Below are 24,502 nucleotides of genomic sequence, written 5' to 3' on the forward strand. Positions count from 1 at the left end.
CCCGGTAGGCTGCCCGTATGAGTGGTGCTCCCCGCCCCGTGAAACAGACCGGCCGCTTCCGCCGGATGCTCGACCGGCTCTCCTCCACCCCGGAGGAGCTGGAGGCCGACGAGCTCCGGGAGGACGCCCGGGAGACGGCGGGCTGCGTTCCCATCCGGGAATGCCCCGACCGCGAAGTCGTCAAGGTGACCGGCACGCTGCGCACGGTCACCCAGCGGCCCAGGGCGGGCGTGCCCGCGCTGGAGGCCGAGCTGTACGACGGGTCGGCGCCGCTGGACGTGGTCTGGCTGGGCCGGCGCTCGATCGCCGGCATAGAACCGGGGCGCCGGCTCATCGCGACCGGCCGGGTCTCGGTGAGCCAGGGCCGCCGCGTGCTCTTCAACCCCCGATACGAACTCCGACCTCCCGGACAGGAGTAGCCGGTGGCGTCCTCCGACAAGCCGACTCCCACGACCGCGGCAGAGACCGCAGAGACCGCCGGCGGGAACCCCGCCCCGGGGCAGGGCCCCGGGGAGAGCCGGGCCGCCGCCGACACCGCGCTGCTGGAGGCGTTCGGCGGGGTGCGCGGCATGGTGGACACCACCGTGCCCGGTCTCGTCTTCGTCCTCGTCTACACGATCAAGCGCGACATCCATCTGTCGGCCATCTCCGCGCTCGGGCTGACCGCGGCGCTCGCGGCCGTGCGGCTCATCCAGCGGGACACGCTCAAGCACGCCTTCAGCGGGGTCTTCGGCGTGGCGTTCGGCGCCGTCTTCGCGATGATGTCCGGCGACGCCAAGAACTTCTACCTGCCGGGGATGCTCTACACCCTGGGCCTCTCGGTGGTGTACATCCTCTCCGCCGTGTTCCGCTTCCCGCTGATCGGCCTGCTGCTCGGCCCGATCCTGCGGGAGAACCTCTCCTGGCGCACCCGCAACCCGGGCCGTCTCCGTGCCTACACCCGGGCCACCTGGGCCTGGGGGCTCATCCTGCTCGCCAAGTCGGCGATCCTCTTCCCGCTCTACTGGTGGGGGGACGCCACCCAGCTCGGCTGGGTGAAGGTGGCGCTCGGCATCCCGCCGTTCCTGCTCTGCGTCTACCTGACCTGGATCTTCCTGGCCAAGGCCCCGCCGCCGATCGACGTGATCGCCGAGATGGAGGCGGAGGAGCGGGAGCGGGAGGAGCGCGAGCGGGCCCGGCACCACGGGGAGGACGCCTTCGAACGGCTGGCGCACGAGGTCGTGGACGACGCGATCGAGCGGCTGTCCGGTCACGCGGACCGCGGCGGCGCGGACGGGCGGGACGGCCGGGGCACGGACGACGCGGAGCCGCCGGCCCGGCGCCGGCACGCGCGCGACTGAGAGGCCCACGGCGGGGCTGCCCGCGGGCGCCGTGACGTACGGGCGAGGGCCCGGAAACCGAGGGAATGGCCATGGGTTTCCATGGCCACGGGTTTCCGGGCCCTCGCCCTGCCGCACGGGGCACGCCGTGTCCCGCGCCGCACGCGGCTCAGCCGTTCTGGCGGCGCACCGACAGCAGCTCCTCCAGCCGCTCCTCGCGGGCCGGCGCCGCGACGAACAGCAGTTCGTCGCCGGCTTCCAGGGCGTCGTCCTGGCTGGGCACCAGGACCCGCGTGCCGCGGATGATCGTGACCAGCGAGGTGTCCTCGGGCCAGTCCACGTCGCCGACGCGAGTGCCCGCGAGGGCGGATTCGGGCGGCAGGGTCAGCTCGACGAGGTTGGCGTCGCCGTGGCTGAAGCGCAGCAGCCGGACCAGGTCGCCGACGCTCACCGCCTCCTCCACCAGGGCCGACATCAGACGCGGGGTGGAGACCGCGACGTCCACCCCCCAGGACTCGTTGAACAGCCATTCGTTCTTGGGGTGGTTGACGCGGGCCACCACGCGCGGCACCCCGTACTCGGTCTTGGCGAGCAGCGAGACGACCAGGTTGACCTTGTCGTCACCGGTCGCCGCGATCACCACGTTGCAGCGCTGGAGCGCCGCCTCGTCCAGTGAGGTGATCTCGCAGGCGTCCGCCAGCAGCCACTCGGCCTGCGGCACCCGCTCCACCGAGATCGCCGTCGGGGCCTTGTCGATCAGCAGCACCTCGTGCCCGTTCTCCAGGAGCTCGCCGGCGATGGAGCGGCCCACCGCGCCGGCCCCCGCGATCGCCACCCTCATCGCCGTTCCTCCCCGGGGCCCTCGGAGAAGACCGCCTCGACCGTGTCCATGTCGTCGACGCGCATCATCACATGCACCAGGTCGCCTTCCTGCAGCACCGTCTGGGAGCTGGGCAGTATGGCCTCGCCGAGCCGGGTCAGGAACGCCACCCGGACACCCGTCTCCTCCTGGAGCCGGCCGACCTTGTGGCCGACCCATTCGGTGGAGACGTGCACCTCGGCCAGTTGCACCGCGCCGCTCGGGTCGCGCCAGAGCGCTTCGGCACCGGAGGGCAGCAGCCGGCGCAGTATCTGGTCCGCGGTCCAGCGGACGGTGGCCACGGTGGGGATGCCCAGCCGCTGGTAGACCTCCGCGCGCCGCGGATCGTAGATCCGGGCCGCCACGTTCTCCACCGCGAACACCTCCCGCGCCACCCGGGCCGCGATGATGTTGGAGTTGTCGCCGCTGCTCACGGCGGCGAACGCGCCGGCCTCCTCGATGCCGGCCTCGCGCAGGGTGTCCTGGTCGAAACCCATCCCGGTGACCCGGCGGCCGCCGAAGCCCGAACCGAGGCGGCGGAAGGCGGTGGGGTCCTGGTCGATCACGGCAACCGTGTGGCCCTGTTCCTCAAGCGTCTGCGCCAGGGCCGAACCGACCCGGCCGCAGCCCATGATCACGATGTGCATGAGGTCTTACCCCGCACCTTCCCCTGCCGTTGTGACCTGGACGCTCATGGCCCATCATCCTTCCGTCCCCGCTGGGGTGCCAGTGATCCGTGCTGTCCCGGCAACGCTACCCTTCCGGGCCCGGGCGGTACCCACCGCGTACCCGTCCTCACCTCCCGTGTTCCCCCGGTGTTCGAATCGCGTCAAGGAGTTCCGTCATCCGGACCACAGGCGCTGCTCCGCCCGGGGGCGGGCTTACGATCCTCCACGTGTCCAAACTGACCGATGTGCCCAAGCGGATTCTGATCGGCCGGGCGCTGCGCAGCGACAGGCTCGGAGAGACGCTTCTGCCCAAGCGGATCGCCCTGCCCGTGTTCGCCTCCGACCCGCTCTCCTCCGTGGCCTACGCGCCGGGAGAGGTGCTGATCGTCCTCTCCGTCGCGGGGGTGTCGGCCTATCACTTCAGCCCGTGGATCACGGCGGCCGTCGTGCTGCTCATGGTCATCGTCGTCGCCTCGTACCGGCAGAACGTCCACGCGTACCCCAGCGGGGGCGGCGACTACGAGGTGGCCACCACCAACCTGGGGCCGCGGGCCGGGCTCGCCGTCGCGGGGGCGCTGCTGGTCGACTACGTCCTCACCGTCGCCGTGTCGATCGCGGCCGGGGTGGAGAACCTGGGCTCGGCGGTGCCGTTCGTGGCCGAGAACCAGGCGGCGTTCGCGATCGGCATCATCGTGGTGCTGACCCTGATGAACCTGCGGGGCGTGCGGGAGTCCGGGAAGCTCTTCGCCGTCCCCACCTACGTCTTCGTCGCCGGCGTCTTCCTGATGATCTTCTGGGGGGCCTTCCGCGGGCTCGTCCTCGACGACACGATGCGCGCCCCCACCGCCGACTTCGAGATCGCCGCGGAGGAGCAGGGGCTCACCGGCTTCGCCCTGCTCTTCCTGCTGCTGCGGGCCTTCTCCTCCGGCTGCGCCGCGCTCACGGGGGTCGAGGCGATCAGCAACGGTGTCCCCGCCTTCCGCCGCCCCAAGAGCCGCAACGCCGCCACCACCCTGGCTCTGATGGGCACCCTGGCCGTCACCATGTTCGTCGGCATCATCGCGCTCGCCATGGCCAGCGACGTGAAGATGGCCGAGCGGCCGGCCCACGAGCTGCTGCGGGACGGTGTCCCCGTCGGCGCCGACTACCACCAGGACCCCGTCATCTCGCAGGTCGCCGCGGCGGTGTTCGGCGGGGGCTCGCTGCTGTTCCTGCTGCTGGCCGGGGCGACGGCACTGGTGCTGTTCCTGGCGGCCAACACCGCGTACAACGGATTCCCGCTGCTCGGCTCGATCCTGGCGCAGGACCGCTATCTGCCGCGCCAGCTGCACACCCGCGGCGACCGGCTGGCCTTCTCCAACGGCATCGTGCTGCTGGCGGGCGCCGCCGGTGTGCTCGTGTACGTCTACGACGCCGACTCGACGCGGCTGATCCAGCTCTACATCGTCGGCGTCTTCGTGTCGTTCACGCTCAGCCAGGCGGGCATGGTCCGGCACTGGAACCGCCACCTGGCGCGGGAGACCGCCCCGGAGGCCCGGCGCCGCATGCTGCGCTCCCGGACGATCAACTTCATCGGGGCCTGCATCACCGGACTGGTGCTCGTGGTGGTGCTGGTCACCAAGTTCACCCACGGAGCCTGGGTCGCCCTGCTGGGCATGGTCGTCTTCTACGGGGTGATGACCGCGATCCGCCGCCACTACGACCGGGTCGCCGAGGAACTGGCCGCGCCGGACGAGCCGGGCGACGAGACCACGCGCCCCTCACGGGTGCACTCGATCGTCCTGGTCTCCAAGGTCCACAAGCCCACGCTGCGGGCACTGGCCTACGCGAAGCTGCTGCGCTCCGGGCCCCTGGAGGCGCTGAGCGTCAACGTGGACCCGGAGGAGACCCTGGAGCTTCGGGCGGAGTGGGAACGGCGGGGGATCGACGTCCCGCTGAAGATCCTGGACTCGCCGTACCGGGAGGTCACCCGGCCGACCGTCGAGTACGTCAAGGGACTGCGCCGGGACAGCCCGCGGGACGCGGTCACCGTCTACATCCCCGAGTACGTGGTCGGCCACTGGTACGAGCATCTGCTGCACAACCAGAGCGCGCTGCGGCTCAAGGGGCGGCTGCTGTTCACGCCCGGGGTGATGGTGACCTCCGTGCCGTACCAGCTGGAGTCCTCCGAGCGGGCCAAGGCGCGGGCGAAGCGGCGGGCCGACTGGAGCGCGCCGGGCGCGGTGCGGCGCGGGCCGGGCGAGTCCGTGCCCGCCGGACAGACGCGTCCGGGGCCGGAGTTCCGTACCGATGCCGGTGTGGACGGTGGCCCGCTCCCGGGGCAGTAGACTGGAAGGCTGCGGTCGGTCCGGCGCGGCGCGCGCCCGGCGTGCTTCCCGGTACTCCGTGCTTCCGGCGCTGCGGGCCCCGGGCGTACCGTGCGGCCGCCCGGAGCGGCCGGCCGTGCCGCACCCGTACGGACCCGGGAGCCCGCACGCGCCCGCACCCCTTCTGCCAGCCACTCAGTACACCACCAGCTCAGGAGCGTCCCCGCTGTGACGACACCATCCGCCCCCTCCGCCTCCGCAGTCCCCACGCTCGTCGGTGAGGAGTACGAGGTCGAGGTCGGGCCCGTCGCGCACGGAGGCCACTGCATCGCCCGCACCCCCGGCGGCCGGGTGCTCTTCGTCCGGCACACGCTGCCCGGTGAGCGGGTGGTCGCCCGCGTCACCGAGGGTGACGAGAGCTCCCGCTTCCTGCGGGCCGACGCGGTGGAGGTGCGGGAGGCCTCGCCGGACCGGATCCCCGCGCCCTGCCCGTTCTCCGGCCCCGGCAAGTGCGGCGGCTGCGACTGGCAGCACGCGGCGCCGGGCGCGCAGCGGCGGCTCAAGGGCGCCGTGGTCGCCGAGCAGCTCTCGCGGCTGGCCGGTCTGACGCCGGAGGAGGCGGGCTGGGACGGGACCGTCGAACCCGCGCCCGGCGACAAACTGCCCAAGGGCGAGGTGCCCGCCTGGCGCACCCGGGTGCAGTACGCGGTGGACGAGAACGGGCAGGCGGGCCTGCGCAAGCACCGATCGCACGAGGTGCAGCCGGTCGACCACTGCCTGATCGCGGCGCCGGGCGTCGGCGAACTGGGCGTGGAGAAGCGGGAGTGGCCGCGGATCGCGGGCGTCGAGGCGATCGCGGCCACCGGCTCCAGCGACCGGCAGGTCATCCTCACCCCCCGGCCCGGCGGCCGGCTGCCGATCGTCGAACTCGACCGCCCCGTCTCGGTGATGCGGGTGGAGGAGAGGGACGGCGGGGTCCACCGGGTGCACGGCCGGCCCTTCGTCCGCGAGCGGGCCGCGGGCCGCACCTGGCGGGTGGGCTCGGGCGGCTTCTGGCAGGTCCACCCGAAGGCGGCGGATGTGCTGGTGGAGGCCGTGATGCAGGGCCTGATGCCGCGCAGGGGCGAGATGGCCCTCGATCTGTACTGCGGCGTCGGGCTGTTCGCGGGCGCCATCGCGGAGCGGGTGGGGGAGACCGGCGCGGTGCTCGGCATCGAGTCCGGCAAGCGCGCGGTGGAGGACGCCCGGCACAACCTCGCCGACCTGGACCGTGTCCGCATCGAACACGGCAAGGTCGAGCAGGTGCTGCCCCGCACCGGCATCACCGAGGCCGACCTGGTCGTCCTCGACCCGCCGCGCGCGGGCGCGGGCAGGCGGACCGTCGCCCGGATCACGGCCCTGGGCGCCCGCCGGATCGTCTACGTCGCCTGCGACCCGGCGGCCCTCGCCCGCGACCTGGCCTACTTCCGCGAGGGCGGCTACAAGCCGCGCAAGCTGCGGGCGTTCGACCTCTTTCCGATGACGCATCATGTGGAGTGCGTCGCGATCCTCGAACCGGCTGCGAAGGGTTCCTGACCTGCGGTTTTGTTGTCCGGGTGGCTTGCTTGACCTGTTTCCCTCCGTGGAGCGGTTGGAGTGGGCGAATCGGTCTGTGCACCCTGCTGACCTGCGGTTTCGTGAGCGAGGTGCCTGTATGGGCGACGCCTTCGGGGTGGGTGTTCGGAGATTCTTGACGCTCGGATGACGCTCGATGCAGAAGCCTCCGCCGGCGCCGCGGGCGACCATCCTCGACCTGCCGGCAGCAGACGTGCTCCCGCGGCCAGGCGGTTCCCGGCCACCCGTCAGCCCCGCACCACGAGATGACTGCTCACAGAGAAGTCCCGGCACGCGTATCCAGGGCCGGCGACGGGTCCGCATCCCGGAAGCCAGGCAATCTCCGGTCTTGGGGGGCGGGCCGAGCATGGCGGTGCGGGCGGCGAGGCCCCCTGTGCGTCATTCCGCCAAGGGCAAGCACTCGGTGAGCAGGTCCACGACGTCGCGCCAGGCGCGCTGTGCGTGCCGTGGGTGGTGGGCGACGCCGGGGACCACCGGATGGTCGACGGGAGGGTGGTGGAAGGCGTGCACGGCGCCGCCGTAGAGCACGAGACGCCAGTCGACACCCGCATCCTGTATCTCGGCGGCGAACGCCTCGCGCTGTGCCGGAGGCATGATCGGGTCCTCCGATCCGACCCCGGCCCACACCGGGCACCGGATGCGTGCCGCCTCGCCCGGCCGGCCGGTGGTGAGTGCGTTGACTGTGCCGATCGCCCGCAGGTCGACGCCGTCACGGCCGAGTTCCAGCGCGATCGCGCCCCCGGTGCCGTAGCCGATGGCGGCGATCCGGTCGGGGTCGGTGCGCGGTTCGGCGTGCAGGATGCCGAGAGCCGCGTGGCCGATGTCCCGCATCCTCCGTGGGGTGGAGAGCAGAGGGGTGACGCGCGCCAGCATCTCCTCGGGGTCGGTGAACCAGCGTCCGCCGTTGATGTCGAAGGCCAATGCCACATAGCCAAGTTCGGCCAGGGCATCGGCGCGGCGCCGCTGGAAGTCGTTCAGCCCCGGTCCCTCGGGGCCGATCAGGACCGCGGGCCGACGGCCGCTGCCGGCCGGAAGCGCGAGGTGGCCGACCATGGTCAGGCCGTCGGCCGGATACGTGACCGTGCGCGTCGTAACCGTCGTCATGCGAACACACTGTCATGACCACGGAGCTGTTCCGGGCGGCTGCTGCCACCGAGGGCGAGGGCGCGGCATCCGCCTGACGTGCTGTCTTCCTTCGCGGATCGCCGCCGGCGGGTCGACCGGACGGCTGACGTCGTTCGCGTACCGGGGTTGACGCACAGTCAGCGAGAGGACACCGTGGAGGCATTGCTCTTGCGCGGGGCCCGTGATCACGAAGTCGCCATCGGGGAAAGGGCAGTGCGTTGTTCCGCGCGGCCGGCCGCGTCCGGGCCGTCCGGGCCGTGCGGCTTTCCGGGCCGGCGTTTCGTTGTGGCCTGATCCAGGCGCCGGCCCGCCCATCCCGGCCGACAAGGGCTGCATCGGCGCCGGCATCGGCATCCGCGTTCCGCACCGCCGCCCGAAGGGCCGCTCCGAACGGCGCCTCCACGCCGGCACACGGACCAGCAACAGTCTGCTCCGAGGCATCCGGGCACTCGGCGAACGCGCGGTGGCCGAACTCAAGCAGTGCTGGCGCGCTGCAACACATCGCCCTCGGGCCCAGCCGGATCCGTGACCTCACCCGCGCCCCCCTCACCCTCAACACAATCTGGAATTGATCACTCCGGAGAACTGGAATTGATCCCTCCTTTGAAAACGTCATCGCCAACACCGTGTTGATGCTCCCCGGGCGGCTGACGCGGTCGCTGGCATGGGACCGCGGCCAGAAATGCCGGTGCACACGCAGTTCCGGGCCGAAAGCGGTGTCCCCGTGTTCTTGGCCGGTTCGCACAGCCCATGGCAGCGAGGCGTGAACGAGAACACCACCGGACTCCTGCGCCAGCACTTCCCGGAGGGCACCGGTCTCTCGTGCTGGTCCGCCGAGGAAATCGAAGCTGTTGCGCACGCGCTGAACACCAGCCCGCGGGACACTTGGTCGGAGGGCCCCGGCCGAGGCGTTCAACGAGCAGTTACTCCTGCTTCAGCAAACCGGTGCCGCAACGACCGGTTGAGTTCAGGCAATACATGTCGCTTCGGTGCTCCGGCCGGCGGTGCCGCCGCGTCGGTCGGCTCCGTCGCGGACAGCTGCGACAACGCGACGGCCGAGGCGCTCGACGGACCTCTCAAGGCCGGGCTGATGGAGTTGCGGGGGCCGTGGCGGGACTTCGGCCAGGTCAAGCGGGTGATCTTCCGGTGGGTCCCGTGGTGCAACGAGGAACGGCTCCCTCCGCCCTCGGCTGCGTACCGCCCGCCGAGTACGAACACGACCGGTGGCGACTACAGGAAGCCACCCCCGCAGTCCGCATGAAACAAGATCGCGGGACTCTGCGGAAATCGGGGCATCTCATGGAGCAGGTGCCAGATGCCAGAGTTTCCATCGGACGAATTCAAGCCACTGGGCGGACCTGTGTTCGGCCGAGTCCTGGCCATTAGGCCGCGTTGGCCAGCGATTGAGTGGTTGCGCAGCACATGATTCACGCCATTGGTGCGGATGCGAGAACCCTCGAACACCTTGTGCGGTCAAGGGGTTTGGTGTTGTATCTGTGACCAGAGAAACCATCTGTGTGAACGGTCGTGGCGAGGCGGTACCTCACGCCCGCTTTCGGCATTGTTGAGTGAGCGGCCGTGCTCGGAGTGGTCGGCGGGGGCCGGTAACCCGGGCTTGAGGGAAGGAATTCCGTCGTGACCGAGACCGGGAAAGCCGCCGCCGATCCCGCGATACCCGACAGAACCGACCGGCCCGACAGCCCCGGCGGTATCGAGGTGCTCGCCTCGCTCAGCCCCGACTTCACCGCCGACCCGTACGTCGCCTACGCGCGGCTCCGTGAGCGTGGTCCGGTGCACGAGGTGGTCACACCCGACAGGGGCCGGGTATGGCTCGTGGTCGGGTACGAGGCCGCGCGCGAGGCCTTCACCGCCCCGCAGCTCAGCCGGGACTGGCAGCGCGAGTGGCGGCAGACCGGCTGGAGCCCGCCGTACGCCCTGAACATGCTCGGCAACGCCAACATGCTGATGAGCGACCCGCCCCACCACACCCGGCTGCGGAAGCTGGTGGCGCGGGAGTTCACGGCCCGGCGGGTCGAGGGGATGCGGGGCCGCATCCAGGAGATCACCGACGAGCTGCTGGACCGGATGACGGCGGACGGAGCGCGCCGCGCCGACCTCATCGACGCGTTCGCCTCCCCGCTCCCCATGATCGTCATCTCCGAACTGCTCGGCGTCCCCGGCCTGGACCGCGCCGCCTTCCACGCCTGGTCCAACGAGACCCTCGCGCCCACCAGCCCCGAGGCGGAGAAGGAAGCGTACGAGCAGGTCATGCCGTACCTCACGGGGCTCATCGCCGCCAAGCGCGAGAGCCCCGGGGAGGACCTGCTCAGCGCCCTCGTCCACACGGTCGACGAGGGCGGCGACCGGCTCACCGAGGACGAGCTGGTCTCGTTGGCCTTCCTGCTGCTCGTCGCCGGACACGAGACGACGGTCAACACGATCGGCAACGCGGTGCGCGCGCTCCTCGCGCACCCGGAGCAGCTGGCGGCCGTACGGGCCGATCCGGCGGGGCTGGCGGCGGGGCTGGTGGAGGAGACGCTGCGCTACGACGGGCCGGTGGAGACCACCACGCCGCGCATCGCCCTGGAGGAGACCGAGGTCGGCGGTGTACGGGTGCCGCGCGGTGCCATCGTGCTGATCGCCATGGCCGGCGCGGACCGCGACCCGGCGCGCTTCCCCGATCCGGATCGCTTCGACGTACGGCGGCGCGAGGCCCGGGGCCATCTCTCCTTCGGCCACGGGACCCATTTCTGCCTGGGCGCCCCCCTCGCCCGCCTCGAGGGCGAGGTGGCGCTGCGCACGCTCCTGGAGCGCTGCCCGGATCTGACGGCGGACGGGGAGCCCGGGGAGTGGCTCCCGGGGATGCTGATCCGGGGGGTGCGGGAGCTGCCGGTGCGGTGGTGACACGCCCGCCGCGGGCGGGCTGACGGGCGGGTGAGCGGTCGCGGCACGCCGTATGTCCATTCCGCATGGAGCGTCAACCGGAGAAGACCGGGCGATGCGGAACGTGACTACTCCATGGCTGCAAGCGCTTGCTCGCGAGCTGCAAGAAACGTGGAGGACAAACTGTGAAGGAATCTTCGGAGACGGCCCTGGACGAGCTGTGGAAGCTGGTGTACACCAGCTTCCGGTTCCCGTTCATGCACGCCGCTCTGCGTCTTGGACTCTTCACCCTGCTCAAGGACCGGCCGGGCCGCAGTCGTGACGAGATCACCGCCGAGCTCGGGCTGCAGGAACGTGCCGGACACGTGCTGCTCCTCGGGTGCTGTGCGTTCGGCCTCATCCGCAAGGAGGGCGACGGCTACCACAACACCGCGGCCACCGACCTGCTGGCCGGCGACCAGGACGCGTTCATGCCGGTGATCGTCCGCTACACCCACGAGATGCTGTACCAGCCGATGGGCTGGCTCCACGAGTCGCTGGTGAACAACGAGAACGAGGGGCTGCATCGCGAACTGCTCGCCGATTCCCCGGCGACCACGCTCTACGAGCTCCTCGGAGAGGACAAGAACCTGGAGCAGGTCTTCACGGCCATGATGGAGCACCAGAGCCGCTCGGTGGTCGAGGACCTCGTCAACGCCGTGGACTTCTCGTCGTACAAGAAGGTGCTGGACGTCGGCGGAGGCACCGGGACCAACTCCATCGGTTTCGCGCAGCGCTGGCCGCATCTTCAGGCAACCATCCTCGAACTGCCCAACGTGGCGGATATGGCCGCGGCCCGCGTCGCCGAGGCGGGCCTCTCCGAGCGCATCAGCGCGGTCGGGACCGACATCTGGAAGGACGAGTTCCCCTCGTCCCACGACTGTGTCGTCTACTCCCGCTTCCTTGAAATCTGGTCGCCCGATCAGGTCCGCGACCTCTTCGCGAAGACCTACCGCGCGCTGGAGCCGGGCGGTCACATGGTGATCGTCGCGTGTGCCCAGGACGACGACGAGACCGGGCCCGCCCACGCCGCGTTCATGGCCGGGTACGTCCAGACGATCGCGTCACCCGAGGGCCGGATCTACACGGCGCAGGAATTCGAGCAGTGGTACACCGAAGCGGGCTTCGAGCCGATGGACCGCCAGTACCCGGGCCGCTTCGACGTCATCCTGCGTGCCCGCAAGCCCATCGCCGGCTGAGTCCGGTCCGTTCCATGCCGCTCTGCCGACCCGTCAGGCGGGCGACTCCGACCGCCTGACCGGGGGCGGCCCCCCGGCCGCGAGCGCGGCCGGATCACTTCGACGGGGCCCTGCGCCCGTGTGACGCGCCCTTCGGGTCCTCGTGTCAGGGCACCCGTGCGTTCCCGCCTCTCCCACCCGGGCGCAGTGCGCCGGCGTACAGGCCCGTCCCATCCCTCCACGCGGCCCGCGCGCGTGCGAGCTGCACGCGTCCGTGCCCTCCGCGCGCGGCCGCGCAACGGCGCTGAGCGCCGCCCCGCGCTGCCGACACCTGATCCGGACCGCATCACCGTCACCTCTGTCTTCACCCCACCACCCGCCTTCCCGTCTCCTCGGTGCCGGGGCTGGGCGGCGTGGCCTGTTCGTGTCCCCGGCGCCGCATCCAGGAAAGGGAGCTTGAGTGAATTCGCATGACAGGCTTGCCATCGTTACCGGCGGAACCAAGGGAATCGGTCTCGCTTTCAGTCACCGTCTCACCCGGATGGGATTCCGGGTGGTCGCCACGTATCGCAGTGACGAAGAGTCGGCGAATCTTGCTCTGCAAGAGGTGGAGAAAGGGCTGTCCGTCGTACGGTCGAGTGTGTCCGACCCGGATGAAGTCGCCGAATTCGCGGAAGTCGTGCGGACCGAGCACGGAGTTCCGCAGGTCCTGGTGAACAATGCCGGTCTCAACATCGACCGTCCGGTGCTTGAGATTTCCGACTCCGACTGGCGCCAGGTGCTGGACACCAATTTGTCCGGCCCGTTCTACATGACGCGGGCCTTCGCCCCGGCCATGCTGGAGGCCGGCGGCGGTTCCATCGTCAACATCGGCGCGACCACAGCGATTCGGCCCCGGATGAACGGCGCCAACTACTGTTCGAGCAAAGCCGGGATGCTTCATCTCACCAAGTGCCTGGCCATGGAACTCGCTCCGAGTATCCGCGTGAACTGCCTCATACCGGGAATGATCGACACGGAAGAAATGCGTACGCGCTTCCGCTTGGCCGAGCCGGAGTACATGGATGCGTTGCTGAGTGAGATACCGCAGCGCCGGATAGGTGCCACCGATGAGATGGCGGACGCACTGGAATTCCTGGTGGGCGAGGGGGCCGCGTACATCACGGGGCAGAAACTGATTGTGGACGGTGGCCAGTTCATGTGGTGAAGCACTCGGTGCACAAACCGGGGCGCACGCCCACTCCTGCTGGAATCGCCGGCACTCCATTGATTTCCTAGGAAGGGGAATACTCATGCGATCACGCCTTGAGCGCTACCAGGAGTTTCTGGAGCAGGAGTACCGCACAGGGTTCACCAAGTTCGACGAGTATGACATATCCGGCATCTCTTCCGACCTCCTGAAGAGGCTGAAGGACGGTCACTTCACGCGCATCGTCTTCAGCGGAATGGGCTGCTCGGCCATCGTGTCGGACGTAATAAAGGTGTTCTTCAACTCGATCCGCAGCGACCTCGAAGTGTATGTCTTCAACGACTACGACTTCGAATACCTTGTTCCGCGCGCGGTGATCGAGGACGAGCGCACGCTCATCATCCTGAGTTCGTACAGCGGCTACTCCAACGAGCCGGTCCGTGCCTTCCACGCGCTGCGCCCCGTGCACGACCGGGTGCTGCTGCTCACCTCGGGCGGCCGCCTCGGCGAGCTGGGCGAGGAGCACGGCGTGTCCATCGCGCGCTGGACGCTGAGCAAGCCGGACCGCGAGTACCCGCTGTTCCACGTGGGCCAGTACTTCTCGATCCTGATCGACATGTTCCTGCGGCTCGGCCTGCTGGACAAGGACTACGGGCCCGAGGTCCGCTCCCTGGCCGAGGACCTGCGGACCGACTTCACCCCCGAGTTGCGTGCCCTGGCCGCGGACGCCGCCGCGCGCAGCGAGAACGCCAACGTCATCATGCTCGGTTCACCCAAGTGGCACGAGAGCCTGCTGAAGCTGGCCAAGATGCACTTCAACGAGATCGCCATGGTGCCGGCGACGCGCAACTATTTCCACGAGTTCTGCCACAGCGAGGTGGCCACGCTCACCGACCCGGAGCGCAGGCACAGCGTCCTCGTCTTCTCCGACCCGGAAGAGGACGAGTACACCCGGGCCAAGCGGAAGAACCTGGTGTCGTTGCTGACTGCACCGATCCCGCAGAACGCAAAGGTCACGGTCACCGAGATCGAACTCGACCAGTCGACTTTCATCCGGCAGTACTTCACCGCTCTGGAGTTCGTCCAGTACCTCACTCTCGATCTGGGCAAGGCGCGGGAGACGAAGTCGCGCAACCTCATTTCCGAGGCTGCAGGAAACCCCTGGTACCACGGCAGCACCATCGCCGCGGAGAACGGCGGCTGATACGGGTGCACGGCGTCTGCCACGGCGGGCGCAGGGCATCGGAGAAGGCAGCCGAACAGCTCAGGAATGAAGGCAAGAGCCGAGGAAAATGGAGCGATCGTGAATCGACGGGGGCGTTACTCCCTCACGGCCTATCAGCAGGATATTTGGGCTGCGAACTCTCTCTTTCCAGATCTCCCGCAGTTCAACTGTTTCATCACCGACCGGTTCACCGGTGATGTGGACGTCGACCTCCTCAAGGCGTGCCTGCGCCGTGCGGTCGACCGCAACGATGCATTCCGGATCCGGATCGACCCGGAGGAGGGAACTCCGCGCCAGTGGGCCGAGGACGAGGCTTACGGCATCCCGACGATCGACTTTTCCGACGCCCCGTCGCCGCGGGATTCCTGCGAGGCGTGGATCAAGGACGCGTTCGACGTGCCTTTCGAGGTGGAACGCAGCCGGCTGTTTGCGCTCGCGGTCCTCAAGGAGGCCGAGGGGGTCTTTCATTCCTACGTCAAGGTGCACCACATCGTCGCGGACGCCTGGGGCCTGAACCTCTTCATGTCCCAAGTCCGCGCCGAATATGACCAGATACGAAGGACCGGGCGGTTCGAGGAGCCGTCCGTGCCGTCGTACCTGGAATTCGCGGAGGACGAGCGCCGCTACCGTGCCTCGGACGACTACGCGGATGACCGGGCCTATTTCCAGCAGCAGTTGCGGGGTGTCTCCCCGGCCCTCTTCCGCCGCGCGGCCCCGGCCGGCTCCCGCAGCAGCGCCCGCCACAGCTTCCTGATCGAACGCGGTGTCGTCGAGAGCATCCGTGAACGCGGCCATTCGGTCTTCGCGTTCGTGGCGGGCGCCTTCGCCGTCTACCTGTCGCGGGTGCACGGCAGCGACGAAGTCGTCCTGGGCGTACCGCTGCTGAACCGGCCCACCACTCCGCAGAAGCAGACCGTGGGCCACTTCGCGAACACCCTGCCGCTGCGGGTGACAGTCGGCGAGGACCGCACGATGAGCGAGCTCGTCGCCGAAGTGCAGGCATCGACTCGGGAGCTCAAGCCCCACGAGCGCTTCTCCCTGGGCGACCTGCTGCGCTGCGTACCGCTCCAGGGGAGCGGGCCCAAGCGGCTGTTCGACACCACCATCGCCTATCTGCGCTGGCCCCGTCCGCCGGCCGTCCAGGGCGTGGAGTACGAGACCGTCGTGCAGGCGCGTGCCCACGACGACGACGTGCTGGCCGTGGTCGTCAACGAACTGGACGACATCGGTGACGTCCTGGTCGACATGGACTACGCCCTGGACGTGTTCGACGCGGACTTCCCCGTGGAGTCGGTCGCCACCCACATCGAGGCGATCCTCAAGGGGGCGCTCGCGGGGGCGGACCTGCCGCTGTCGCAGATCCCCGTGATCGGCGAGGAGGAGCGGGCCGCCCTGATCGCGACGGGCACCGGCCCGGTGCACGCGTTCACCGAGGACGCCACTGTCCACGCGCTCTTCGAGCGGCAGGCGGCACGGACGCCCGACCGGGTGGCCGTGGTCACCGACGACCCCGCGCGGTCGCTGACCTTCGCCCGCCTCGACGGCTGGGCCAACCACATTGCGCACCAGCTGCGTGAGGACGGCGTGCGGACGGGCGACCGGGTAGCCGTGGTGGCCGAGCGCGGCCCGCACCTCGTCGCAGCGGTCCTGGGCGTCCTCAAGGCAGGTGCCGCCTACGTCCCCGTCGACCCGGGCCACCCCGAGGAGCGGGTCCGGTTCGTCCTGGCGGACAGCAGGGTGGCAGCGGTGCTGCTGGGCGGCACCGTGCCCGCCGCCCTGGTGGGCGACACCGTGCCCGTACGGCGCCTGGAGGCCGCGGCGTCCACCGCGCCCGCCGCACCCGTCCCGCTGGGCGGACCGCGGGACCTCGCGTACGTCATCTACACCTCCGGATCCACCGGGCGGCCCAAGGGCGTGCAGATCGAACACCGCTCCGTGGTGAACCGGCTGGAGTGGATGCAGCGCCGCTACCCCGTCGGCGAGGGGGACGTCCTGCTGCAGAAGACGCCGGCGACCTTCGACGTGTCGGTGTGGGAGCTGTTCTGGTGGGCGCTCACCGGGGCCGGCCTGGCGCTGTTGCCGCCCCGGGGGGAGCGCGACCCCGAAGCCATCCTCCGCACCGTACGCGCACACCGGGTGAGCGTGGCCCACTTCGTGCCGTCGATGCTCGGCCCCTTCCTCGACCTGGTCGAGGAGGACCCGGCCCGAGTGGCGGACGCGGCATCCCTGCGCCGGGTGTTCTGCAGCGGTGAGGCGCTGTCCCCCGCTCATGTGTCGCGTTTCAACCGGGTGTTCGCGGCTGCCGGTGCCACGGCTCCCCGGCTGGTCAACCTCTACGGCCCCACCGAGGCCACGGTCGACGTCACGTACTACGACTGCCCCGGCGGAACGGACGGGGAGGTGCGCCGGGTGCCGATCGGGCGGCCGATCGACAACACCCGGTTGTACGTGGTCGGCGCGCACGGGCACCTCCAGCCCGCCGGCGTCGCCGGTGAACTGTGCATCGCGGGCGTGGGCGTGGCGCGCGGCTATCTGGACCGACCCGAGCTGGACGCCGCGGCGTTCGTGGCGGACCCGTTCACGCCGGGCGGGCGCATGTACCGGACCGGCGACAGGGCGCGGTGGCTGGCGGACGGCACCCTGGAGTACCTGGGGCGACTGGACGATCAGGTCAAGATCCGCGGCAACCGCGTGGAGCTGGGCGAGGTGGGCAACCGCCTGGCGGCCTGCCCGGGCGTGCGGGACGCCCTCGTGGTGGACCGGACCGCGCCGGGCCGCGGCGTGCACCTGGTGGGCTACTACGTGGCGGACGAGGAGCTGGGGGCGGCCCGCCTCCGGTCCCAACTCCTTGCATTTCTGCCGGAGTTCATGATCCCGGCGTACTTCGTGCGGATCGACCGGATACCGCTGACCCCGAACGGCAAGGCCGACCGGCGGCGGCTGCCCGCTCCCAGGGTGGGGACGGACACCGGCGCGCAGACGCCGTCCAACGAGACCGAGGCGAAGCTCGCGGCGGCCTGGGCGGCCGTGCTGGGAACCGACGCGGTCGGCGTCGACCAGGACTACTACTCCCTGGGCGGGGACTCGATCCAGATGCTCCGCATCCAGGCGGAGGCACGGCGCGCAGGGGTTCACTTCACCCTGGCCGACATGGTCCGCAACCCCACCGTCGCCGCGCTCGCGGCGGCCGCGACGACCGCACCGCCGGCGGGAGAGGACGCACCGCTCGCACCGTTCGCCCTGGTCCCGAGCGTCGACCGAGCGCGGCTGACCGGCCTGGCGGACGCCTACCCGGCCACCCGGCTGCACCTGGGCCTGCTCTACCACAGCCGGGAGCACGAGAGGTCGTCCGTCTACCACGACGTCTTCCGCTACTCGCTGAAGTCGCCGTGGGACGAGCCGGCGCTGCGCCGCGCCTTCGACGGCCTGGTACGGCGCCACCCGGTGCTGCGCTCCGCCTTCGACCTCGGCGGCTACTCCGAGCCGCTCCAGCTCGTGCACCGGCAGGCCGACGGCGGACTGCAGATCGTGGACCTGCGCAGCCTCGGCGAGCAGGAGGCGCAGGACGAGGTGGACCGGCACGTCCGGGAACGGCGCTACCACGAGTACCGTCTGGACCGGCCGCCGCTCTACCTGTTCCGCATGCACGTCCTGCGCGACCGCCTGGAACTGGTGTTCAGCTTCCACCACGCGATCCTCGACGGCTGGAGCGTGGCCACGCTGGTGCGCGAACTGCTCCAGGACTTCCTCCACCACGCCGGGCAGCCCGTCGCCGCCGTCTCGTCGCAGGAACTGCCCTCGCCGGCCCTGTACGTACGCGAGGAGCGCCGGGCCCTCGCCTCGGAGGAGAGCAAGCAGTACTGGCAGCGGCTGCTCGACGGCGCCGAACTGGCCCAGCTCGACGGCCTGCGGCCCTACGAGCCCGCGGGCGACACGGGTCTCATCGTGCACCGGGTGGAGCTGCCGGACGGCCTGGCCGACCGGGCGGGCCGCCTGGCGCGCACCCACGGCCTGCCGGTCAAGTCCCTGCTGCTCGCAGCGCACTGCTTGACACTGCGGCTGTTCTCCGACGCCGAGGACATCACCACCGGCCTGGTCACCGGCGGACGGCCGGAGCAGGCCGACGCCGAACGGATCACCGGGCTGTTCCTGGAGACACTGCCGCTCCGCCTGGACGCCCGGCCGCGTTCCTGGCTGGACTCGGCGCGCGAGGTGTACGCGCAGGAGCGTGGGAGCCACCCCCACCGGCGCTACCCGCTCAGCGCCATCCAGGAGGACCGTGGCGGGGACGTCGTCTTCGACACGGCCTTCAACTACGTCCACCCGCACGTGCTCACCTCGCTCTTCGAGGGCACCGGCATGGAGCTGACCGAGTTCGACACCTGGGAGGAGACGAACTTCAAGCTCCTGGTCAACGCCGTGGTCGACCCGGTGGACGAGCGCCTGTGGCTGCGTATGGACTGCGACGGACGCACCTTCTCGCGCTCCCAGGCCGAGAGCATCGGACAGACGTACGTCGCCATCCTCCGGCGGATCACCGAGCAGCCCGAAGAGAACGTGGACTTCGCCTTCCTGGGCGGCGGGCGCGTCCCCGCCGCGCGGCTCGCGGGGGAGGCGCCCGCGGACGTCATCCGGCTGATCGGCGAGCACGTCGCCCGTACGCCCGACGCGGTGGCCGTCAGCTGCGGTGCGCGCAGCTGGACGTACGCCCAGCTCGACGCGGCCGCGAACCGGATGGCCCACGGCCTCATCGGCGCCGGAGTGCGCACCGGTTCCACCATCGGCATCGCCATGGACCGTTCGCCCGAGACCCTGGCGACCGTCCTGGGCGTGGGGAAGGCCGGAGCCACCTGCGTTCCGCTCGACGTCAGCTACCCGCGGGCCCGGCTCGCGGTGATGACCGCCCAGGCCGATCCCCTGTGGATCGTCACCAACGAGACGCACGCACCGCTTTTCGACGACTCCTCCCGGCTGCTGTACGTGGACGGGCTGCTCGCCGCCGAGCCGGAACCCGGCGGCCCGGAACTGCCGGACATCACCGGCGAGACCGTCGCCTACCTGCTGTTCACCTCCGGGTCCAGCGGCGAGCCCAAGGGTGTAGAGCTCCCGCACCGGGTGCTCGCCAACTACATGCGGTGGCAGGTCCCCTCCGCCAGCGGTGCGGCGGGCGGCAAGACCCTGCAGTTCGCGCCGCTGAGCTTCGACGTGGCGTTCCAGGAGATCTACTCCACGCTGTGCGGCGGCGGCACCCTGCAACTGCTCGCCGAGGACGAGCGGAAGGACATGCCGGCCCTGCTGCGGCTGCTGGACCGCGAGGAGGTGGAGCGGGTCTTCATGCCCTACGTCGCGCTCCAGCAGCTCGCGGAGACGTCCCAGGCACTGGGCATCCGCCCCGCCGCCCTGCGGGTGGTCATCTCCTCCGGGGAGCAGCTGAGGGTCACCGACGAGATCCGCCAGTTCTGTGCGGCGCGGCCGGACACGGTCCTGGAGAACCAGTACGGACCCACCGAGACCCACCTGCTGACCCATCACACGATGACCGGCGACCCGGCCCTCTTCCCCGACCTGCCGCCCGTCGGCGTGCCCGTGGACGGCATCGAGCTGCACCTGCTCGACGGTCTGATGCGGCCGGTGCCGCCGGGCGCGAAGGGCGAGATCTACGCCGGAGGTGTATGCCTGGCCCACGGCTACCGCAACCGCCCCGACCTGACCGAGCAGCGGTTCGTACCGGACCCGTCCGGTGAGCCGGGCGCCCGGCTGTACCGCACGGGCGACCTGGCCAGGGTCATGCCCGACGGCAACCTCGCATGGCTGGGCCGCGTCGACTCCCAGGTGAAGGTGCGCGGCTTCCGGGTCGAGCCGGCCGAGGTGGAACTCGCGATCACCAAGCTCGCCGAGGAGCAGGCCGCGTCCGGCATCCGCGAGGTGGCGGTGGTGCCCCGGCGCCGGGAGAGCGGAGACGCGTTCCTCGCGGCGTTCCTCGTCGGCGACGCCGACACCGTGGACCTGCACGAGGTGCGCAGCCGACTGCGCGCGGTGCTGCCGGACTACATGATGCCCGCGCACCTGGACTGGCTGGGGAGCCTGCCCCTGACGCCCAGCGGCAAGCGGGACGACGCGCTGCTGCGCCGCATGCCGCTGGCCGCGCCGTCGTCGGACACCACCCCGCCCGCCGACGAGCACGAGAAGGCGCTGGTGGGCATCCTGGCGGAACTGCTGGAACTGCCCACGGTGGGTGTGCGGGACAACTTCTTCGACATCGGAGGCACCTCACTGACCGCGATGCGGCTGGTGATGACGATCGAGAAGCGCTACGGCGTCAACGTCCCGCTCTCCGCGTTCGTCGCCGCCCCGACCGTCGCCGGTCTGGCACAGCACCTGCGGGGCAGCGGCTCCGCGGCCCGGTTCGACCCGGTCGTGCCGATCCGCGCCGAGGGCGGCAAACCGCCACTGATCCTGGTCCATCCGCTGGGCGGCCATGTGCTGTGCTATGTGCGCCTCGCCCGTCACCTGCCGCAGGACCAGCCGGTCTACGCGCTTCAGGCGTGGGGGACCGTGCCGGGCACGGAGCCGCTCAGCTCGATCCCGGAGATGGCGGCCGGCTATCTGGAAGCCGTGCGGCGCGTGTGCCCCGAAGGGCCCTACGTGATCGGAGGGTGGTCCTTCGGCGGCTTCATCGCCTTCGAGATGGCGCGACAGCTGCGGCGCAGCGACCCGGACGCCCTGCACGGCACCGTGCTGATCGACCCGATCGCCGTCAAGCAGGGGGAGCGGCCCGACGTGGCCGACCACTCGCTGCTGGAATGGTTCTTCTGGGAACTGCTGTGGATGGAACGCGGCGGCACCGCACCGGTGGTCTCGCTGCCGGACGGCCTGGAGGAGGAGGCGAAGTTCGACTTCATCGTCGGACACGCCACACAGGCGGGTGTCCTGCCCGCGGGCAGCTCACGCACCACCGTGCGCCGCCTGTTCGAGATGTTCAGGGCGCACTGGCAGGCGATCCTCGCCTACCGGCCCGAACCGGTCGACGGGGACGTGGTGCTGCTCCGTGCGACCTCGGAACTGCCGGAAATCCTCCGGCCGATGCACGGGGCCGCGCAGAGCCTGCACACGGACCCCACCAACGGCTGGGGCGACCTGACCACGGGACGGCTCCAGGTGGTCGACGTCCCCGGTGACCACCTGGTGCTCCTGGAGGAACCGCACGTGAACGTCGTCGCCGAGAAGGTGGCTCAGGTGATGACGGCCGGCCAACCGGGCCGGACGCGGCCGTCGAAGAGGAGTGGGACATGACGCAGCACACCCCGCGCAAGGCACTGGTCATCGGAGCGGGCATCGGCGGCCTCGCAGCCGCCGCGACACTGCGCCGCGCAGGCGTCGAGGTGCAGGTCTTCGAGCGGGCTCCCGAGCTGAGACCGGGCACCACGGCGGTGTCGTTGATGTGCAACGCGGTCCTGGCGCTGCGCACCCTCGACATCGACATCGCCCCGGGGCTCGACAAGCGCGGCGAGGTCTTCGACGAGCTCAAGTTCCTCACCCGGCGCGGCCGTCCGATCAGGACCCTTCCGTTCCGTGAGGTCTCGGGCCGGCTGGGGGCCTCGAACTACGCCGTACACCGGGCGGACCTCCAGCAGACCCTGCTGGACGCGCTCGGGGACGAGAGCGTCATCGCATGCGGCGCCACGGCAGCCGGGTTCGTCAGCGGCGAGGACGGGGTCGAGGTCACCTTCGAGGACGGCCGGACCGCCTCGGGCGACTTCCTGATCGGGGCGGACGGCTTCAACTCGGTGATTCGCAGGCAGGTGGCGGGCGCCGACGAACCGCGGCCCGGCAACTACGCGTGCTGGCTGGCCACGGTGCCCTTCACGCACCCGCGGATGAGCAAGGGCTACGCAGCGCACTACTGGGGGCGTGGACAGCGTTTCGGGCTCGCCGACATCGGCCGTGGCCGCGCCTACTGGTGGGCGACGAAGAACGTGCCCCCGGGCGCCTCCGGACACCTGCGGCGCGGCAAGGAAGGGCTCGCGGGCCTCTTCGCGGGCTGGGCCGACGAGGTGCGGGAGGCGATCCGCACCACCCCCGAGGAATCGATCGTCCGCATCACCGCCCAGGACCGCCCGTTCCTCCCGCGGTGGGGCACCGGACGCACGACCCTGCTCGGCGACGCGGCCCACCCGATGCTCGTGAGTCTGGGCCAGGGAGCGGCGCTGGCCATCGAGGACGCCGTCGTCCTCGCCCAGCACCTGCGCGCGACGGCGGACCCGGTCGCGGCGCTGCGCGGCTACGAGGACGAGCGCAGGCCGCGGACGGAGGGGCTGGTCGCCGCGGCCCGTGCGCTGAGCGAGACCGAGCAACTGGAGGGCCTCCTTCCCGCCCTGGCGCGCGACCTCTACTTCCGGTTCGTACCGCTGTCCAAGCTCACCAGTCAGAACGAAGCGGTCCTCACCTGGCCCCCACTGGGCTGACCACACCCCATGACCGCTGATGGCCGGCCCGCGGGTGGGCGCGCGGGCACACTCACCCCCCCGCGAGCCGGCCGGCTCCACCTTCACGGTCTCCACCTTCGGCGCACGGTCCCGAACCGGCCGGACTGCGCACCCACCGCGGTGAAGGGCGGTACGTCCTCCAGGCGGACGTACGGGGAGCCGGCTGTCCGGACGGGACGCGGTTCTGCCGGGACCTTCCCGCGCGCGGGGGGTCGCGGCCATTCCCTGTTCCGCATTCCGCCACAGCCCGCACAACCCGCACAGCCCGCACAGCGACCATCCCGTGCGCTTCCCCTTCTGCAAGCCGGCGGACGTGGGGCGTGACCCGCGTACGGACCCTCTCACCCAAGGACTGACGGAACCATGGACCATCGCCTCACCTCCGAGCACGAGGAACTACGCCGCACGGTCGCCGAGTTCGCGCAGGACGTGGTGGCTCCGAAGATCGGGGATCTGTACGAGCGCCATGAGTTCCCGTACGAGATCGTGCGGGAGATGGGCCGCATGGGGCTGTTCGGGCTGCCCTTCCCGCAGGAGTACGGCGGGATGGGTGGGGACTACCTGGCCCTGGGGATCGCGTTGGAGGAGCTGGCGCGGGTGGACTCCTCGGTGGCGATCACGCTGGAGGCGGGTGTCTCGCTGGGTGCGATGCCGGTGTTCCGGTTCGGGACGGAGGAGCAGAAGCGGCGGTGGCTGCCGCAGTTGTGCGCGGGGGAAATGCTGGGGGCGTTCGGGCTGACGGAGCCGGAGTGCGGATCGGATGCCGGCGGGACGCGGACGACGGCGGTGCGGGACGAGGTGACGGGCGAGTGGGTGATCAACGGATCGAAGTGCTTCATCACCAACGCGGGTACGGACATCACGGGCCTGGTGACGGTCACGGCGGTGACGGGGCGCACGCCGGACGAGCGGCCGCTGATCTCGTCGATCGTCGTGCCGTCGGGGACGCCGGGCCTCACGGTGGCGGCGCCGTACTCAAAGGTGGGCTGGAACGCGTCGGACACGCGTGGGCTGTCGTTCTCGGACGTGCGGGTGCCGGGCGGGAATCTGCTGGGTGAGGAGGGGCGCGGGTACGCGCAGTTCCTGCGGATCCTGGACGAGGGGCGGGTGGCGATCGCGGCGCTGGCGACGGGGCTGGCGCAGGGGTGTGTGGACGAGTCGGTGAAGTACGCGCGTGAGCGTCGCGCGTTCGGGCGCCCGATCGGTGATTACCAGGCGATCCAGTTCAAGATCGCGGACATGGGGATGCGGGCCCACATGGCGCGGGTGGGCTGGCGGGACGCGGCATCGCGGTTGGTGCGCGGGGAGTCGTTCAAGAAGGAGGCGGCGGTGGCGAAGCTGTACTCCTCGGCGGTGGCGGTGGACAACGCGCGAGAGGCGACGCAGATCCATGGTGGGTACGGGTTCATGAACGAGTACCCGGTGGCGCGGATGTGGCGGGACTCCAAGATCCTGGAGATCGGCGAGGGAACGAGCGAGGTGCAGCGCATGCTGATCGCGAGGGAACTGGGCCTCCCGGCCTGACTCCTCGCCCTCGCGTGGACCCGGCCGGCCTCGTGGGCGGTTCGAGGGAGTGATCCGGCGGCCGCGCACCGGCAGCCGGTGGCGGAG

The 24,502-nt window shown here is 70.6% G+C and carries 15 protein-coding genes and 1 pseudogene; 13 read left to right on the plus strand and 3 right to left on the minus strand.

Annotated elements, in window-relative coordinates; all coding sequences use genetic code 11:
• Positions 1-17: 17 nt before the first annotated feature.
• The gene (locus tag KBZ10_RS13660; protein ID WP_210987867.1) at positions 18-419 is read left to right on the plus strand and encodes an OB-fold nucleic acid binding domain-containing protein; all 402 of its coding nucleotides are present in this window, start codon (positions 18-20) and stop codon (positions 417-419) included.
• Between the two features lie 3 nt (positions 420-422).
• The gene (locus KBZ10_RS13665; RefSeq protein ID WP_210987868.1) at positions 423-1,340 is read left to right on the plus strand and encodes a DUF3159 domain-containing protein; all 918 of its coding nucleotides are present in this window, start codon (positions 423-425) and stop codon (positions 1,338-1,340) included.
• A 148-nt stretch (positions 1,341-1,488) separates the two neighbouring features.
• On the opposite strand, the gene KBZ10_RS13670 is transcribed toward KBZ10_RS13665, so the two are convergent.
• Together KBZ10_RS13670 and KBZ10_RS13675 are read right to left on the minus strand one after the other, a co-directional pair.
• Positions 1,489-2,160 (minus strand): TrkA family potassium uptake protein, encoded by a 672-nt coding sequence (locus KBZ10_RS13670; protein ID WP_125621627.1) that lies wholly within the window; start codon positions 2,158-2,160, stop codon positions 1,489-1,491.
• Complete coding sequence (locus tag KBZ10_RS13675) at positions 2,157-2,825, minus strand: TrkA family potassium uptake protein (protein WP_210987869.1); 669 nt, start codon at positions 2,823-2,825, stop codon at positions 2,157-2,159. Before KBZ10_RS13675 ends, KBZ10_RS13670 begins: the two co-directional genes overlap by 4 nt.
• 248 nt (positions 2,826-3,073) lie before the next feature.
• On the opposite strand from KBZ10_RS13675, the gene KBZ10_RS13680 reads away from it, so the two are divergent.
• Positions 3,074-5,173: an APC family permease gene (locus tag KBZ10_RS13680; RefSeq protein ID WP_210987870.1), complete on the plus strand. Its 2,100-nt coding sequence runs from the start codon at positions 3,074-3,076 to the stop codon at positions 5,171-5,173.
• A 207-nt stretch (positions 5,174-5,380) separates the two neighbouring features.
• On the plus strand, positions 5,381-6,727 hold the full coding sequence (locus KBZ10_RS13685) for a class I SAM-dependent RNA methyltransferase (RefSeq protein ID WP_210987871.1): 1,347 nt from the start codon (positions 5,381-5,383) through the stop codon (positions 6,725-6,727).
• Positions 6,728-7,144: 417 nt separating this feature from the next.
• On the opposite strand, the gene KBZ10_RS13690 is transcribed toward KBZ10_RS13685, so the two are convergent.
• Positions 7,145-7,870 carry a dienelactone hydrolase family protein gene (locus KBZ10_RS13690; RefSeq protein ID WP_210987872.1) on the minus strand — a complete coding sequence of 242 codons (726 nt, stop codon included), beginning with the start codon at positions 7,868-7,870 and terminating at the stop codon, positions 7,145-7,147.
• Between the two features lie 683 nt (positions 7,871-8,553).
• Between KBZ10_RS13690 and KBZ10_RS29395 the strand changes: the two are divergent.
• The 9 genes and pseudogenes from KBZ10_RS29395 to KBZ10_RS13730 form a co-directional block, all read left to right on the plus strand.
• Positions 8,554-8,856, plus strand: a pseudogene (locus KBZ10_RS29395) (transposase); the annotation flags it as partial.
• Positions 8,853-9,152, plus strand: a complete 300-nt coding sequence (locus KBZ10_RS13695; RefSeq protein WP_210987873.1) for a hypothetical protein — start codon at positions 8,853-8,855, stop codon at positions 9,150-9,152. The pseudogene KBZ10_RS29395 and the gene KBZ10_RS13695, both read left to right, overlap by 4 nt.
• A 449-nt stretch (positions 9,153-9,601) precedes the next feature.
• Positions 9,602-10,795, plus strand: a complete 1,194-nt coding sequence (locus KBZ10_RS13700; RefSeq protein ID WP_210987932.1) for a cytochrome P450 — start codon at positions 9,602-9,604, stop codon at positions 10,793-10,795.
• 164 nt (positions 10,796-10,959) lie between these two features.
• Positions 10,960-12,012 carry a methyltransferase gene (locus tag KBZ10_RS13705; RefSeq protein ID WP_210987874.1) on the plus strand — a complete coding sequence of 351 codons (1,053 nt, stop codon included), beginning with the start codon at positions 10,960-10,962 and terminating at the stop codon, positions 12,010-12,012.
• 439 nt (positions 12,013-12,451) lie between these two features.
• Entirely contained in the window at positions 12,452-13,198 is a 747-nt protein-coding gene (locus tag KBZ10_RS13710) for an SDR family NAD(P)-dependent oxidoreductase (protein WP_210987875.1), read from the plus strand.
• 85 nt (positions 13,199-13,283) lie between these two features.
• Positions 13,284-14,384, plus strand: coding sequence for an SIS domain-containing protein (locus tag KBZ10_RS13715; RefSeq protein WP_210987876.1), 1,101 nt, complete (start codon positions 13,284-13,286; stop codon positions 14,382-14,384).
• Between the two features lie 99 nt (positions 14,385-14,483).
• Positions 14,484-21,698, plus strand: coding sequence for a non-ribosomal peptide synthetase (locus KBZ10_RS13720; protein ID WP_307847399.1), 7,215 nt, complete (start codon positions 14,484-14,486; stop codon positions 21,696-21,698).
• Complete coding sequence (locus KBZ10_RS13725; protein ID WP_210987878.1) at positions 21,695-22,870, plus strand: FAD-dependent monooxygenase; 1,176 nt, start codon at positions 21,695-21,697, stop codon at positions 22,868-22,870. The genes KBZ10_RS13720 and KBZ10_RS13725 overlap by 4 nt, the downstream gene beginning before the upstream one ends.
• 384 nt (positions 22,871-23,254) lie before the next feature.
• Complete coding sequence (locus KBZ10_RS13730) at positions 23,255-24,415, plus strand: acyl-CoA dehydrogenase family protein (protein ID WP_210987879.1); 1,161 nt, start codon at positions 23,255-23,257, stop codon at positions 24,413-24,415.
• Positions 24,416-24,502 lie beyond the last annotated feature (87 nt).

Origin of the sequence: Streptomyces sp. F63 (assembly GCF_018070345.1) — a bacterium.
Taxonomy (GTDB): domain Bacteria; phylum Actinomycetota; class Actinomycetes; order Streptomycetales; family Streptomycetaceae; genus Streptomyces.